Source organism: Spirosoma agri (assembly GCF_010747415.1).
Classification (GTDB): Bacteria; Bacteroidota; Bacteroidia; order Cytophagales; family Spirosomataceae; genus Spirosoma; species Spirosoma agri.
Window position 1 is genome coordinate 694,001 of the sequence record NZ_JAAGNZ010000002.1, and the last position, 15,874, is coordinate 709,874.

The window sequence follows — 15,874 nt, forward strand, 5'->3', positions numbered from 1 at the left end:
CGCTTATAAAGATGGATAGGTTTGTTTAAGATAAGTCAGATACCGGTTAAAGTCTCCGCCAAATTTAGTGTCAAATTCCTGCCGGAACCGATTCTGCTGTTTTCGATACGTCAGATACCCAATAAAGTACGCATTATTGGGTAGGTTTAGTTTGTCTAGACGACGTTTTTTTACTAAACGTATACTATCCTTGCTTCGTTCGTCGGTGATCGTATCGGACGAGACGACGATCTGCCGGATCGTTTGCCACTTCAACGAATCTTTGACTACGACGGCCGTACTAGGTTTAAACGTTCGGTATAAACTATCGAGTGTTCGTGTTCCCCGCAAAATGTGCTGATCGTATCGTTCGTAGAACGCTTTCGTCGCCAGATAGTCGCGGTAGACCGGTGAACTCGTTCCGTATTTCTGAGCCAGAAAACGCAGGGCACCGTATTCGCCCACGAAGTCAGCCAGATTCTCGTTGTATTCCAAACTGTTTTTTATGAACAGGGTTCCGTGCGTCAACTCATGAATGATCAGTTCTGCCAGACTGCCGACTGGTCGGTCGAGAAAACTGGACAGAATGGGGTCATTCAAAAAACCTAACGTTGACCAGGCCGACACTTCACCAATACGCGTGTCCAGCCCTTCCCGTTTCAGCTCCGCTACCGTTGAATCGGCGCGGTCTTTCTCAAAAAAACCCTTATACGAAAACGTGCCGAGTATCGGAAAATTCCATTGTCGGGCAACAAGCCGATAAGGCTCAGCCGCCGTAATAACCCACAGAATCGGTTTGCCCTGCTGGTCATAAAATGACTCATAACTCCCCGATTTATCCAGCCCAAGCGAGTCGATAGCAAACCGCTTGATCTCGCGGATAAGTGCTATCTTTTGTTTTAACGAATCCGGATACGTCTTGTCGGCCAATACTTCGTCCACTGGCTTTGTATTCCACAAGATACGAAGTTGGCCCCGAGCCTGCATCCAGCCATAACTCACCAGTTCACGCTGCCATAATCCCAGGACAACCAGAACCAGTAACACCCCTACACCAATTTTTTTCCACATCCCGAAGCGGCCAGTAATCTGATTACAAACATACAAGATACGGCGAACAGTAGGGAACAGGAACTAGCTGTATTGCGGGATGTGATAACTTAAACCGCATCGTCTAGTATGAGTTGTGGAATGTGTTACAACGCATATCAGACGATGCGTTCTGGCTGGTATTAAGCCAGCAAACGGCCCTGCAAAACCGGCCGGTCGTCCTTCACCGCTGCGTTGAGGATCGCCAGACTCTTTTTGAATTCAACTTTTACCGTGTCTTTGTCGAAATTGCAGGTTATGGTTTCATAATGAGCCGTTTCGATGAAGCGCACCGTCAGCACGAATGTGTTGTCATCGGTCCAGGTGCCGCTGGACGCAATCTTGGTTTTCGTCTCGCCTGGAATCAACGTGGGTGTCAGTTTGAGCGGAAGAGCAGACAGGTCGGTTTCCCGCTCGACCCAGCGACCCATGCCGCAGTTAATCTGGTGATCACCCTTATCATCCAGCATTCTGAAGATGCCGCCGTCTTTCCCGAAATTCAGCGAGATGGCCTTCACGTTCAGGGAGTTCTCGGCGATGTTGAATGGTTTATTGTCGATCTGAGCGATGATGGGCGAAGTTGATTTTACGTTCAGAATCGGCAGTGCCAACGTCGTTAGTTTTTGTTTTAACTCAGCCTGCGCCTTCGTATCCGAAGGTAACGTCTTGCCCTTGACACCACCCAGAATATGAGTCCAGACGTTGTCTAGAATGCCCTGCATATCGCTCGTTTCGCTGGTGATGGCGACAACCATATCGTCTTTAGGCATGACGATGCAATACTGACCGAACGCACCATCGCCCCGGTAGGCGTCGTGTCGACAACGCCAGAATTGATACCCGTATCCCTGTAACCAGTCATTTTCTTCTTTCGGACGCGACCCACCCTTGGATTGAATTTCGAACTTGGTCGCATCCTCAATCCAGTCTGCGGCAATAAGTCGTTTCCCGTTCCAGACGCCCTTTTGCAAGTAAAGTTGCCCGAATTTCGCGATGTCTTCGGTTTTGAGACGGAGGCCCCATCCGCCGGTGTTGATTCCGTTCGGATCGACTTCCCAGTCGGCTCCTTCGATCGCCAGCGGATCGAAAAGGCGGGACTTCAGATAAGCCAGAACGGTCTGGCCGGTCAGCTTCTGGACAATCGCCGACAGCATGTAGGTGGCTATGCTGTTGTACAGAAAGAACGTGCCGGGCTCATGCTCGACCGGCTGTGCCAGAAACGCTTTGACCCAGTTCTTGTCCCCACGAACCGCTGGCTCCTTGCTGTGACCGGTTGCCATAGAAAGCAGGTCTTTTACGCGCATGGCCGCCAGATTGTCGCTAACGGTAGCGGGCGCATCGTCCGGAAAAAACGTAATGACCTTATCGTTAACCGTCAGGCGTTTTTCGGCGACCGCCATACCAACGGCTGTAGAAGTAAAGCTTTTACTCAGGGAATAAAGTGTATGCTTCAGGTCGGGCGCGTAGGGAGCCCACCAGCCTTCGGCAACTATGTTACCATGGCGTAAGACCATCAGGCTATGCACATTAAGTTTCTGCGCTTCGATGGCATTGGCAAAATTCAGCAAGCTCGATGAGGCTATACCCTGTGCTTCGGGCGTGCTGCGAAGAAGTTTCGTCGTGCCTTTGGCCCATACATCGCCGGGGAGCGACGACAGAAGACCGATACCGGCGGCACCAAAACCTAGTTGTTTCAGGAAGAGCCTGCGATTGAGCTGCATGTGTGTTTGACTAAACGTGTGCAGCCAAAAGCCGGATCACGTCCGATTCTCCTATTCAAGAGCAGAAAAAGATAGTGGATGCTGAATTTTTAACCAGCAAGCGGAGTGGTATTGAACAGCACCCCCTGTCCGATGGCCGCTCTCCGGCATTCACCCGATCAAGGCAACAAAAACACGGTCAGCGTCTTTGAGCCGTGGGCACCGATGACTAAGGACTGCTCAATATCGGCGGTTTTGGACGGTCCGGCAATGAACGTTCCGAAACCCGTGCTGGTGTCAATAAGCCGATAAGCCTCGTGCATATTGCCGACGAGATTTTTTTCGGACAAGACAATCGACAGATTGAGCGTAATGAATGGTAAAGCCCGAATACCGATAGCTGCTTCGTCAACCCAGACGGCGGCATTTTCGGCAACGCCCACCTTGCCTTCCAGCACGAACAGATGCAGCGTGTCTAACAGACGAAGCTCTTCCGCTGGTGTAAAATTACTGATGTCCAGCCCTTCAACGTGGCTTAGAACAGGCAAGGTAAGGTCGTAATCTTCGGCCAGGAATGCACGAGCTTCTGCCAATGACGCTACCCGAATGGCCTGTCCGCCGTTGGTTTTCACCATCGTCATAAACGACTCGACAAGGTTCTCCGCCGAAATGTTGGGGGGAAAGCCAATGGTTGCGGGTAAGGGAAGCAAGTCTGGTTTGCCTTGTCGGATGGCCGCTAGAATCGTGTCGCGGGTGGTTGGTTCAGCCATTGGTTTTCTTGTTTTGTTGCGCATACCAGTCCCGGAAGCTTTGTTCGGGTGGTTTGGGCATATCGCGGTGGATCGCCCACGGATTCAGGCTGGCTTTGTTGGCCAGTGTTGGAAACGTCTGCATGAGCCAGCGTCCGGCCCGGCCCGCAAACCGGTAGAGCCACGGACGGCTGAACAGCACATCCATGCCGCTCATGCCTACTTTCTTCGCGGGCTCAACGACACCGGCTTCACCCAAAACCTGTCGCCATTTATACAACTGCTGGTGAATATCGATCTTCACCGGACACACATTTGTGCAGGAACCGCAGAGCGTTGAGGCAAAGGGCAGATCGGCGTATTCTTTCATATCGATGTTCGGAGCCAGAATCGAGCCGATTGGCCCGGCAACGGCCGTGTGGTAGCTGTGGCCACCACTGCGCCGATAGACCGGACAGGTGTTCATACACGCTCCGCAGCGAATACACTTCAGCGAGTTCCGGAAGTCGGGGCTGGCCAGTTGGCGCGTCCGCCCATTGTCGACCAGCACGAGGTGCATTTCCTGGCCTGGTGCCGGTTTTCGGAAATGGCTGGAATAAGTCGTCACGGCCTGACCCGTTGCTGAACGAGCCAGCAGCCGAAGAAAGACACCGAGGTGTTCAGCCTTTGGAATGACTTTTTCGATGCCCATGCAGGCAATATGGACTTTAGCCAGATGCGCGCCCAGATCCGCATTACCTTCATTGGTGCAAACCACAAAGCCACCCGTTTCTGCAATGGCGAAATTGACGCCCGTAATGGCTAAGTCAGCCAGCAGAAATTTCTGGCGGAGGTGAATCCGGGCGGCTTCGGTGAGGTATTGCGGGTCGTCCGCTCCGGCATCGGTGCCCAGATGCAGATGGAACAGATCGCCGATGTGCTTCTTTTTGAGGTGAATCGCGGGCATCACGATGTGGCTTGGTGGTTCATTCCGCAGCTGGATGATGCGCTCGCCCAGATCCGTGTCAATGACCTCAATGCCCTGCTTGATCAGGAACGGGTTCAGGTGACATTCCTCGGTGAGCATGGACTTGCTCTTGACGATTTTGGTGGCCTTATGCTTGCGCATAATGTCGAGCACAATCTGATTATGCTCATCGGCATTAGCCGCCCAGTGGACAATGATGCCGTTTTTACGGGCATTCTCTTCCAGCTGAATCAGGTAATCGTCCAGCTTCGAGAGCGCATGCGCCTTGATCTGGGAGGCCTGTTCGCGCAACTCTTCCCACTCCGGGAGCGATTGGGCCGCTCGGTCGCGCTTACTGCGAACGAACCACAGGGTTTCATTGTGCCAATCGGTATTTTCCTCATCACGCAGGAAAGCCTCCGCGTTTTTGGCGTGTTTGGGTGAAGCAGTATTCATCGGTTTGTTGTTTAGTTACCTGATGTCAGAATCTCCGCAATGTGCATCACGCGCACCGAACTTTTCTGACGACGCAATACGCCTTCCAACTGCATCAGGCACGACATGTCGCCACCTGTAATCACTTCGGCACCGTGCCGGAGGTGATCGTTGACGCGATCTTTCCCCATCTTCGACGATAGTGCTTCTTCGAATACACAGAATGTTCCGCCAAACCCACAGCATTCGTCCGGGTGAGTCAGAGGAACGAGGTCGAGGCCGTCCACCAACCGCAGTAAGTGTTCGGGCTTCGAGAATTTAGGCGCGACTAACTCCGACATGGACGATAAACCCAGCCCGCGCTGCCCGTGGCAACTGGTATGTAATCCGACCCGATGCGGAAACCGGGCTTTGGGCAACGCGTCGACTTTCAGCACATCGGTCAGAAATTCGCAGAGTTCATACACATTGCCCCGCAGTCGGGCGGCTTCTTCGGGCTGTTCGCTGGAGTGAAGGTGCTCTTTCAAATGCAGCACACAACTGCCGGAGGGGCCAACAACGACGTCGCAATCGGCAAAATTCTGGATAAAATTCTTGTCGCAACCCGCCGATAGACGCTGAAAACCGGAGTTAGCCATTGGCTGGCCACAACAAGTCTGCTCCATCGGAAAAATGACCTTTACATCGAGCGACTCCAGTAATCGCAGGGTGGCAATGCCAACGTTCGGATAAAATTGATCGACGTAACAGGGAATAAATAAGCCTACGTTCATCTTTTACAACTAATCACCTACTAAACTAACGAAATATGACCTACAAAGGGTCGAATCTACCCGAATAAACTCACCCACTGATCTGGCTGTTACGACTGCGTGCCTATACCAATCAATACGGTTGACAGCACGATCAGAAAGAGACCGGCAAAGACAACACTGTAGGTCCGGCGACTGGCCCCCCGCCACTCCCAGAGCACCAGTCCCCAAAGCGTGCTGAAGGTAATAATGAACGCCATGTGCATTGTCCAGCCCGCAAACCGGATACCGTCCGGAAGGTAGTTATCGCCCATCCCGTAGAAAAAGAACTGAAAATACCAGGTCGTACCGGCAAGCATGGCCCAGACGTAATTACGGAGCAAAGGCGTTTGGGGATCGGTGTAATCACTGAACGAGCGATTCCGGCGATTCAGGATCATGCACCAGATAAAATTGGTCACAAATCCGCCGAACATCAGCACCGGATAAATGGCGTTATTTTGCCACAGCGGGTCCGTCCCGTTCGTAACCGCCATTTGCGCAATGGGCCGTCCGGCGGTTAGGGCAAAAGCGAAACAGGCGCTCAGAACGCCCGACACTGTAGCAACAATAATTCCTTTTTTTAGATCGAATTCGGCAACGGTCGCTTTCTGTTGCTCCGGATTGAGCTCGCGCTCTTTCAAGACACCCGCAACCCCACAGACGGCGATTCCTACCAAACATAATCCGACTCCACCCAGCGTAAAATGACCCGTTCGGGTGTGAAGTAACAAATCGATCTTCCCGTCCCAGATGGGTGGCACAAGCGTTCCGAAGGCGGAACAAAATCCCAGCGCTACGGCCATGCCCAGCGAAATGCCGAGATAACGCATGGTCAGTCCGAACGTTAAGCCGCCGATGCCCCAGAGAACGCCGAAGAAAAAAGTCCAGAAAAGCGTAGAACTGTCGGCAGCCATAATGCTGGGTACCAGTCCGTGAACGGTTAGGCTTCCCATAACCCACGGTACGATGATCCACGACGCAACTCCGCCAACAATCCACGCACTCTCCCACGACCACTGTTTTACGTTACGGAAAGGCAAATAAAAACTGCCGGAAGCAAAACCGCCGACAGCATGATAAAAAACTCCCAAAATGGCATTCATAGCGAAACGGGTTAGGAACAGTCGGTGGCTCATTCGCCCATCAATCGTGGGGAAATGACAGCGATGTGTAAAGATGGTCGTCAATACCGACAGAACTTTCCTGTTCTTTCCTAGGACGTAGCAAAGAATAGGCGTTTTATCGACGCACGGAGAAGAAAATTAAGCGGTTGGCCTACTCATCCCCGTACGCGCGTGGGTGTTGCTTGAAAACTATAGTCTACCGTGTTTTGATTTTCCCGTTACTCCAGGGCCTGATAGACCGCAATCCTAAATTTTTTGACAAAATCGCCGTAGTACGCGTACGGCTGCACGTTTGTGAAAATGAGCATAATGAGCTCTTCTTTTGGATCAATAGTGAATTCCGAACAATACATGCCACCCCACGTAAACGAGCCTAGCGACGCTTGATCGCCGTAGTGGGAATTTTCGGTAATCAACTCGAAACCTAGTCCGAACTTGTCTTTACGGTCCCAAACGTCAGCCGTGCCGATCTGGTTGCGAACCATCATATCGATCGTCTTACGACCCAGAATGCGCTTGTTGTTGAACGTGCCGCCGTTCAGCAGCATCTGGCAAAGTTTGGCATAATCTTCGACCGTACTGATCAGTCCGGCTCCCCCCGAAAAGTACGTTTTCGCGCCCGACGTGGCTGAATTGCGGTACGCTTCGTTGGTATGGAGCGTCAACGGTTTGTCCATATTCGCTTTGCTGTACAGTTCCACCAATCGACTGGCTTTACTAGCAGGCAGGTAGAAATAGGTATCGGTCATGCCGAGCGGCTCCAGCACCCGTTCGCGCATGGCTACATCGAGGGGTTTGCCGGACAGAATTTCAACCAGCCGCCCGATGATGTCAGTATTCAATCCATAGGTAAAACCAACGCCGGTTGAGTCGGTCTGACCCGGATCGCGCAGGAGCGGGCGTTTCGCCAGTTTGTTGATCACGTCTTCGAGTTTATCGGCCTTCGTCGAGTTGAAAAACGGCACGCTGAACTCGGGTCGCTGGTCGAGCGGATGTTCGTAGGGAATCCCCGCGTTGTGGCTTAACAGTTGCCGGATCGTGATCTCGCCTTTCGCCGGACGCGTATCGTAACTCCCGCCAACCGGATCTTTTTTGTCGTACCTGACCAGTACTTTGGGGTTTTTAAACGCCGGGATATACTTCGAGATGGGGTCGTCCAGCAAAAACTTTTCTTCCTCGAACAGCGTCATCAGCGTTGTGGTCGTGATCGCTTTCGTCTGCGAGGCAATGCGGTACATGTCATCGCGTTTGAGGGGCGTTTTCTTTTCCAGATTGCTGTAGCCGAACGCTTTGTAATGCACGATTTTACCCCGATGCGCCACGAAGGTCACGGCGTTGGGCGCGATGTTCTGGTCAATTAAGCCCTGTAACCACGTGTCCAGCCGGTTGAGTCGATCCCCCGAAAAGCCAGCATCAGACGGTGATTTTGATGAAGTGAACGTTTGCGGTAGGGGCTGGGCGAATACAGAAGAGGTGACAAAAAGAAGGAGTATGAATACGCGCATTGGTTCGTCGATTTGTGGGTAGCTGATGCTCGGTTCCGGGAATAACGGGTCTGTCCAGTACAAACCAGCAATTGCCCGTATTTTACTGCTGAAAGTCCCACAGTACGACGACCCAGGTTTCGCCAATGACCGGGTCATGAAACTCGTGCAGCGGCTCAAATCCCACACGAGCGTGGGCGCGTAGCGAACGGACATTGTTGGCCGAAATGTCGGTGATCAGTAACCGATAGCGATCGCTGTACACAGCGCGGTGGTGCTGATACATTCGGTCGAAAAGCCGCTGTCCCCGATAGCCGTCGGCAACGCACACCTGGCCCATCACATAATAGGGGTAGTCGCTCAGCGGTTTGCCGTTGTAGTCCAGTGTGTTTATGAGCGTGAAAAGTGGGACCAGTTCGGGTACATCGGTCCCAAATTCGGGGAGCATGGTCAGGCAATACCCGACAACGGTTTCGCCGTCTTTGGCGATAATGCTTGGCGCGGCCTGGTTCATCCGGGTAAGCACAGCCGGGTCATGCTCAACGGTTACAAATCCCTGATCGATCTGAACAGCAAGCGGCACATTTTTGCGGAGGTTAGCCTGTTGCAGCGTTAAAATACCCTGCACATCAGCTTCCGACTGAACGGTGGTAATTATAATCATGCTAGCTATTTTAGGCCGACCGTCCGCCTTACGTTATCGTAGTCACTGGGCATTGCCGTAAAAATGCTGGATCGACTTCGGCACCAATGCCCGGTGCATCGGGTAGCTCGATCTGGTAACCGCTGTAGGTGATACCGCCCTGGATTGGATCACTGGCATGTTCAAAACAGCCATCCAGATCACAGAAACGTACGTTTTGCCGGGCTGCCGCATAATGAGCGTTTGCCGTTAAGGCCAGTCGCGACTCCGACATACAGCCGATCATGCAGGGAATGCCCGCTGCTTCAGCAATGGCGTTGATCTTGAGGGCGTCAAAAATACCACCGCTTTTGGAGAGCTTGATGTTGAAATAATCGACGGCTTCTTCGCGCACGAGCCGAATGGCGTCTGTCGAGTCGAACAGACTTTCGTCGGCCATGATCGGTACGGTCGTGTTCCGTCGGATCTGGCGCAGTCCGGCAATATCGTGACGTTTGATCGGTTGTTCGCAGTATTGTACGTTCCAGTCGCCAATGGCCCGCAGAACGCCCGACGCCGTGACAACATCCCATCCCTGATTGGCATCGGTGCGGATCGGAATGGTATCGCCAATGGCTTTCCGAATGGCTTCTACGCGTCCGATGTCGTCGCGTAACGTAGTGCCAAGCTTAACTTTTATGGCTTCGGCACCCTTCGCCTGGATTCGTAGCGCATCGTCAACCATTCGTTCGGGCGAACTGATGTAGATCGTTTCGTCCGTGATAAGTGATCGTTTTGAACCACCCAGAAACTGGTACAGGGGCATCCCGGCGGTTTTGGCGGCAATGTCATGAAGCGCCATATCGAAGGCTGAACGCGTGGTTGGGTGGCCGGGCAGATAACGCGTTACGGCACCAATACACCCCTCAATGTCGAGCGGATCACGACCGATCAGGAGACGCGCCATATCATCGGCGGCTGCCAGTCCTGATGCCTGTGTTTCACCAACGATCATCCAGAACGGCGATCCTTCGCCCCAACCCGTAATGCGTTCGTCGGTCTGAATCTCAACCAATATATTTCGGGCGTTCTCAATGGTGCCCAGTGAGATAGCAATCGGCGCTTTGAGCGGAATGTCGAAGCGATACAGCTTGATGGCGGTAATTTTCATAATAGGTAATAACCAGCACTGGCTGTTACGGTCGTTACTTCGGAAACTGGCTCTTATCGAGACCGGGAATAATGCGCAGGGCGTTTTTGTAATAGACTTTTTTCAGTACCTCGTCGGAAAGGCCCATGCCATACATTCGCCAGAAAGCATGGTATTTTTTGTGGTACGGAAAATATTCATCATCGGTTTCGAGGACGCGGAAATAGGTCGCGTATTCGGACGGTACCCAACTGTCTTTGCCGAACAGAATCCGATCTTGGTATTTCTCGAAAAATTTCCGGCTGGCTCTCGGCTGACGGCCCAATTCCGCGATAACGGCACCAATTTCGACGTTCATATTCGGGAAAACGGTCATCAAACTGTCAAGCTTGGTGAGGTCATTGGGAAACCAGCCCATGTGCGCGGCAATGAACGTTGTTTTCGGATGCTTGCGAAACACGTTGTGCTGCTCGGCGATGAGTTTGTCCCAGGGAACGGGATCATTAGCCGCGCGTTTTCGTCCACCGTGAAGCTTAAGCTCAAGCCAGCGTTCATTGTAACGGTCCATTGGGTCCCAAAATGGTTTTGGATCGGCGGTGTGGATGATCACTGGAATACCCAGCTCACCACATTTAGCCCAGATCGGGTCAAGGCGTGGATCATCGACGGCAACGCGGTGCCCGGATTCGTCCTTGTTAGTCAAACCCAGATTCTTGAAAATTTTCAAGCCGTGTGCGCCTTTTTTTACGTCGGCTTCCAGCAGGTTAACGGCCTCTTCGGTCCAGCCTTTGCGGCCGATGTCGTCGAAGTTCAGGTTTGTGAACAGCACCAGCCGCTTCGCGTCGGTCTTGTTAGCGTTTGCTAAGGCCTTATCGAAGAATTGCGTTCCCTGCTCTACACTGCCCCAACCCCGGCCACTGAGATTAACCATGATCCCCATATTCAGGCTGTCCATCTGGGTAAGCAGCGGACGAAGGTTCGCCTTGTCCATGTCCCACTGGTGATTATGGACATCAATGAACGGGTATTTCGAACGGGTCATTTTGTGCTCCGGCACTTTCAGCGTCGAAACCGGATCATATTCTTCAAAGCCCAGCGGTTCGGCCATCTGAGCCGGTTTGGATTGACCACAGGCAACGAGTCCGGTCAGCAGAAGGGCCGGTAGGTAGAGGAAATTTTTCATAGACAGGTGGTAGTTCATAAACTAATCCTTAACGATAAGGGCCACACAATGAGCCGCAATACCTTCACCCCGTCCCACGAACCCAATGTGTTCGGACGTGGTCGCTTTGATAGAAATATCATCTTCGGGGATAGCCATTACGCCCGCCAGACAGGTTTTCATGGCTGGAATGTGAGGATTCAGTTTTGGCTCCTGTAGTACGACCGTCACGTCAACGTTCGATACGTCATACCCGGCTTCACGCACCATCTGGAGCACTTCGGCCAGCAATAATTTACTGTCTACGCCTTTCCAGCGCGGATCTTTGTCGGAAAAATGATAGCCAATGTTACGCATATTAGCCGCTCCCAACAGCGCATCGCACAACACATGGCATACCACATCGGCGTCGGAATGACCAACGGGACCAAATGTACTCGGAATCTGAATGCCACCCAGCCAGAAGGGTCTTCCCACTTCCAGCCGGTGAACGTCGTATCCCTGACCAACTCGTATTTTCATGAGGCAAAACCATTTTGGCGAAGATAAGCTTCGGTTTGAAGAAGAAATTCGGTGGCTGTGTCAACAGCATCAAGCGCATCAATCTCCGAAACATCTTCGTCTATTTCGTAGTCACTATCCTGGCGTAATTGAAACAGTCGATGGAAATCCTTCGCATCTTTTTTGTCGAAGTGCCCCTCCTGAACGAAATGCTCACCGAATAACATCCTGATCGCCGAATGTGATTTTACAGCTATATTTTTGCTGGCAAGTAAGGCTCTAACTGCATCAAAGTAAGCATAATAAGCACGACCGGCGGCACTCCTGTAACTTTCGTTTCTGAATAAAGATTGAGCATCTTTCAGACATTGTTCCGCCAGAAGCATGTAAGCCGACACATTTTCATTCATATAAGCAAGCCCTCGCGCCGGACATTCTGATAAAGAAACAGGTTCGATTGTAAGTACTTGGTCAATGAAGTCGGTTTAACCGATACGAGTGCGTGGTGATCATCCGATAAATCATAAATACGATCAACCATGCACCTGATTTCGTTGCCTGCTTTAATTTCTTCGTCCTTTAGCACCACCATGTAGTCGACATCGGATTCGGCATGGAAATCGCCCCGTGCGTAGGACCCGAACAGGATGATCCGGTCAAGTCGATCACCGTATAAATCGGTAAGGGCGCGTTTTACTTCCCCCGATAACTTCTTTAACTCGTCGGGGGTGAGGGCTTTGGGTTGATAGATCGTTTCCATACCAGTGGTAGATTAGGCTTCGGCCCGCCGATAATAAAGCGTCGAACTGTTTTCTTTGCGTAATACCTCACGGGCACTGGCCTGTACATCGTCGGGGTTGACGGACTGGATAAGAGCCGCTTCCTGATTGACGAGGTCGGGATCGCCCGCGTTGGCGGCAAAGGCGAGGTTCATAGCCCGGTTCAGCAATTCGACTTCCGAGAACGCAAGTGTTGCTTCGGCCTGATTTTTCACCTTCGCCAGTTCATCGTCCGGCACGGCCTGCTCAACAAATTCCTGTAAAATAGCTTCTACCGCAGCATCGGCTTCTTCGAGCGTCACGCCCGCGTTCAGCGTGCCCTGAACAACCAGCAGGCCGGGGTCAATAGACGAGGTCAGGTACGCACCGACATTGCTGAACAGTGGGTTGTCGCGAAGTAGCTGCTGGTATAACCGGGACGATTTGCTCCGGCCAAGCATATCGCTGAGGAGGTCCGTACGGTAGAAATTAGCATCGAATCGGCCCGGCATATGGTAGGCTTTATAAAGCCCATCGAGCGGCACTTTTGCCGAGGTTTCCAGCTTGCGGGCTGCGGTCTGAACGGGTTCTACCGGCAGTTGCCGAATGTACTGTTCCCCCGCCGGAATTGGCTCGAACCACTTGGCGCACAATTGCTTTACCTGTTCGACCGTGACGTTACCTGCCACCACCAGAATGGCGTTGTTTGGCAGGTAGTATTTATAGAAAAACGACTTCACATCATCCAGCGTAGCTTCTTCGATATGGCTAATGTCTTTACCAATTGTTGCCCAACGGTAAGGGTGCTGCTGGTACGTCAGCGGCCGTAGCTTGAGCCACACATCGCCGTAAGGCTGGTTCAGATATCGCTGCTTGAATTCTTCGATGACTACTTTCTGTTGAACATCAAGCACCTGCGGATCGAAAGAAAGGCCCAGCATCCGATCTGATTCGAGCCAGAAGGCCGTTTCCAGGTTAGCAGCCGGCAGGGTGATGTAGTAGTTCGTGATATCAGGGCTGGTGAAGGCATTGTTTTCGCCACCAACCTTCTGTAACGGCTCGTCGTAACTCGGTATATGGCGCGATCCGCCGAACATCAGATGCTCGAACAAATGAGCAAAACCCGTGCGGGACGGGTCTTCATCGCGGGAGCCAACATTATATAGAATATTAACAGCCGCAATCGGCGTGGATGCATCTTCATGGACAAACACCCGAAGGCCATTGTCGAGCACAAACTGTTCGTAATGAATCATGGATAAAACTTTTGCGTATAGCCCTCGTTAGATAATACGCCGTTAACAAAAGTACGGTCCTCCTAGTATAGAATCAAACGCTGGTTCTGGACTCCAACTGTATTGATCTTGAAAAATATCTTTTTTCTGCTTAGTTTTCTCTGTCTGTCAGTGTTGGCTCGTGCACAGGCACTGACCGAGTCGGGTCTGCAACAAACTGTTCTTAAAACGCTTGACCTGATCTATAATTTCGAGTTTACAGAAGCCGATGTGTTGATTCGGCAGATTCAGACCCGCTATCCCCAGCATCCGATCAGTCCCATTCTGCGGGCTACCCAACTGGAGTTGCAGTACCTGCCGCTTCATGAAAATAAAGCCGCGACGGCCCAGTTTATTCAGGCGGCCAATCAAGGGCTTGATCTGGCTAAAAAGATGCTTGACAAGAACGAAAATGATCCGGAAGGCGTCTTTTTCGCCTTGACTGCCCACAGTTATTTAGCCTCCTTATACAACAATAAAGGTGAGTCGTTGAAAGCCGTTGGTGAGTCGAAAAAAGCGTATAATTTTCTGAGAACGGGATTCGATCTGGCCAACAAAAATCCGGATTTTCATTTCACGTCGGGGCTGTATAATTATTACATCGAACGCTACCCCATGGATCATTCGATTGTGCGACCATTCATGTTTTTCTTTCAGGATGGTGATATGGCGCAAGGTTTGAAACAAATGGATATGGCTGCCAGAAAAGGGGCGTTCATGCGGGTAGGCGCTAATTATTACCTGGCTCACATTTATCTGAAACACGAAATGAGCCCCAGTAAGGCCGCTGTTTACACAAAATACCTGGCTGATAAATACCCTAATAACCCCCTGTTTGGGATGATCAACGCCGAAGCACTGCTGCTGTCGGGTCGCTACGCCGAAGCGCGTCCGTACGTGCAGCGGCTGAAGCAAATGTCGAATAAGCTCGTGCCGCTGGCGGTCAACACATTTGAGGGAATGCTGGCCGAGTATGCCGACAAAGACGATAAGGAGGCCCTACAATTTTACGAGGCCGGGCTCAAATTGCCGTTCAGTGAATCGTATACCAAAGAGTATCACGCATTCGACTATTCGGGAATTGCCCGGATTGCCGCCCGCGCCAACGATCCGAATCGGGCTAAAATGTACTACAAAAAAGCACTTGCCGTTGGTGAGTACAAATCGCTGGTGCGGGAAGCCAAAGCGTACAAGTGATTGCAGATAGTCTATTGCGTGTGTGCGTCAGGTTGTTCGCTGAGCGGTGCTTTATACGCCGTATCTCCAAGATACGGCGTATAAAGCACCGCTCAGCGAACAACCTCTTTCATAGGAGTCCGTATATACCCATTTTGGGTCGGGCGAGTTTGGTTCGGTAATTGATACTGAAATTTTTCGAGATGTTCTTAAACGAGGACGGCCTATTCGCTTGGTTCAGAAGCCAGAACAGATCAAATAGTCTGTCCAGCTGAGAAGTTGCGTCCACAAATTGAGCCGTTTGTAAATAAAATAGTGGCCTGAGCCGAAAAAATATGTCCAAACAAGTGAGTGGGCCAGAACGTGGGTTATCACAAATAAATGGACTGATCAACTGGCATAATACGTCCTACATCGCTGCTACAACGTACTAGGATTTTCCTCTTTTTTTAACGTTAACTGGTAACAATGAACATTACTCCATTACTGATTGATTCAACCGATAATGAATTTAACCCCGATGGTGTTTTAACCGACTGGTTGAAAGAGATTTTCAACTTTCAGCAATGCTATAAGCAGCTGGAGTGTGGTATTCGGGAACGGGTACTCGAACAAACGAGCGCAGCAAACGCCGTAAGCTATGTCGGTCAGTGCCCGGTGAATGCTGTTATTACATTGCAGGCGACAATGACGCGTGAGTTGAAAAGGTTGTCGAACGATATTGAGCAGTGTGATACGCGTACGAAGTCCATTGCGAGCTTCGACCAATTAAAGAGCCATACGATGCGGCTAAAACAGCTGAATCACCAGGCGCAGACCCGGCTTTATTTGGCCACCCTGCCCGCGTCCTAGGTTCGTTTCTTGACCGTATGCATCACATAATGAGGTGATTCGCTCATTATGTGATGCTTTGATGAGATTTCTTCCAGTT

Annotated in this window: 16 protein-coding genes; 2 read left to right on the forward strand and 14 right to left on the reverse strand. The window is 51.4% G+C overall.

Going from position 1 to position 15,874, the window contains the following annotated elements; genetic code table 11:
- Positions 1-3 precede the first annotated feature (3 nt).
- From GK091_RS19570 to GK091_RS19635, 14 genes are all read right to left on the reverse strand, one after another.
- Positions 4-1,050, reverse strand: a complete 1,047-nt coding sequence (locus GK091_RS19570; protein ID WP_164041572.1) for an aminopeptidase — start codon at positions 1,048-1,050, stop codon at positions 4-6.
- 161 nt (positions 1,051-1,211) lie between these two features.
- Positions 1,212-2,789, reverse strand: coding sequence for a serine hydrolase domain-containing protein (locus tag GK091_RS19575; RefSeq protein ID WP_164041573.1), 1,578 nt, complete (start codon positions 2,787-2,789; stop codon positions 1,212-1,214).
- Positions 2,790-2,947: 158 nt separating this feature from the next.
- Positions 2,948-3,538 (reverse strand): LutC/YkgG family protein, encoded by a 591-nt coding sequence (locus tag GK091_RS19580; protein ID WP_164041574.1) that lies wholly within the window; start codon positions 3,536-3,538, stop codon positions 2,948-2,950.
- On the reverse strand, positions 3,531-4,919 hold the full coding sequence (locus GK091_RS19585; RefSeq protein ID WP_164041575.1) for a lactate utilization protein B: 1,389 nt from the start codon (positions 4,917-4,919) through the stop codon (positions 3,531-3,533). The genes GK091_RS19580 and GK091_RS19585 overlap by 8 nt, the downstream gene beginning before the upstream one ends.
- An 11-nt stretch (positions 4,920-4,930) precedes the next feature.
- Complete coding sequence (locus tag GK091_RS19590; protein ID WP_164041576.1) at positions 4,931-5,671, reverse strand: (Fe-S)-binding protein; 741 nt, start codon at positions 5,669-5,671, stop codon at positions 4,931-4,933.
- A gap of 89 nt (positions 5,672-5,760) precedes the next feature.
- A complete protein-coding gene (gene rhaT / locus GK091_RS19595) occupies positions 5,761-6,795 on the reverse strand; it encodes an L-rhamnose/proton symporter RhaT (protein ID WP_164041577.1) in 1,035 nt (344 codons plus the stop codon).
- 239 nt (positions 6,796-7,034) lie between these two features.
- Positions 7,035-8,321, reverse strand: coding sequence for a serine hydrolase domain-containing protein (locus GK091_RS19600; protein ID WP_164041578.1), 1,287 nt, complete (start codon positions 8,319-8,321; stop codon positions 7,035-7,037).
- Positions 8,322-8,403: 82 nt separating this feature from the next.
- The gene (locus GK091_RS19605) at positions 8,404-8,964 is read right to left on the reverse strand and encodes a GNAT family N-acetyltransferase (protein ID WP_164041579.1); all 561 of its coding nucleotides are present in this window, start codon (positions 8,962-8,964) and stop codon (positions 8,404-8,406) included.
- A 28-nt stretch (positions 8,965-8,992) separates the two neighbouring features.
- On the reverse strand, positions 8,993-10,093 hold the full coding sequence (locus GK091_RS19610) for a mandelate racemase/muconate lactonizing enzyme family protein (protein WP_164041580.1): 1,101 nt from the start codon (positions 10,091-10,093) through the stop codon (positions 8,993-8,995).
- 34 nt (positions 10,094-10,127) lie between these two features.
- Positions 10,128-11,255 (reverse strand): amidohydrolase family protein, encoded by a 1,128-nt coding sequence (locus GK091_RS19615; protein WP_164041581.1) that lies wholly within the window; start codon positions 11,253-11,255, stop codon positions 10,128-10,130.
- A gap of 21 nt (positions 11,256-11,276) precedes the next feature.
- Positions 11,277-11,756, reverse strand: a complete 480-nt coding sequence (ispF, locus tag GK091_RS19620) for a 2-C-methyl-D-erythritol 2,4-cyclodiphosphate synthase (protein ID WP_164041582.1) — start codon at positions 11,754-11,756, stop codon at positions 11,277-11,279.
- Positions 11,753-12,121: a HEPN domain-containing protein gene (locus GK091_RS19625; RefSeq protein ID WP_164041583.1), complete on the reverse strand. Its 369-nt coding sequence runs from the start codon at positions 12,119-12,121 to the stop codon at positions 11,753-11,755. Before GK091_RS19625 ends, ispF begins: the two co-directional genes overlap by 4 nt.
- 20 nt (positions 12,122-12,141) lie before the next feature.
- Positions 12,142-12,495: a nucleotidyltransferase domain-containing protein gene (locus tag GK091_RS19630; protein WP_164041584.1), complete on the reverse strand. Its 354-nt coding sequence runs from the start codon at positions 12,493-12,495 to the stop codon at positions 12,142-12,144.
- Positions 12,496-12,507: 12 nt separating this feature from the next.
- Entirely contained in the window at positions 12,508-13,749 is a 1,242-nt protein-coding gene (locus GK091_RS19635) for a M16 family metallopeptidase (RefSeq protein WP_164041585.1), read from the reverse strand.
- A 108-nt stretch (positions 13,750-13,857) separates the two neighbouring features.
- Here GK091_RS19635 and GK091_RS19640 point away from each other — a divergent pair, with 108 nt between their 5' ends.
- Entirely contained in the window at positions 13,858-14,964 is a 1,107-nt protein-coding gene (locus tag GK091_RS19640) for a tetratricopeptide repeat protein (RefSeq protein WP_246202326.1), read from the forward strand.
- Positions 14,965-15,411: 447 nt separating this feature from the next.
- The gene (locus GK091_RS19645; RefSeq protein WP_164041587.1) at positions 15,412-15,795 is read left to right on the forward strand and encodes a hypothetical protein; all 384 of its coding nucleotides are present in this window, start codon (positions 15,412-15,414) and stop codon (positions 15,793-15,795) included.
- Positions 15,796-15,874 lie beyond the last annotated feature (79 nt).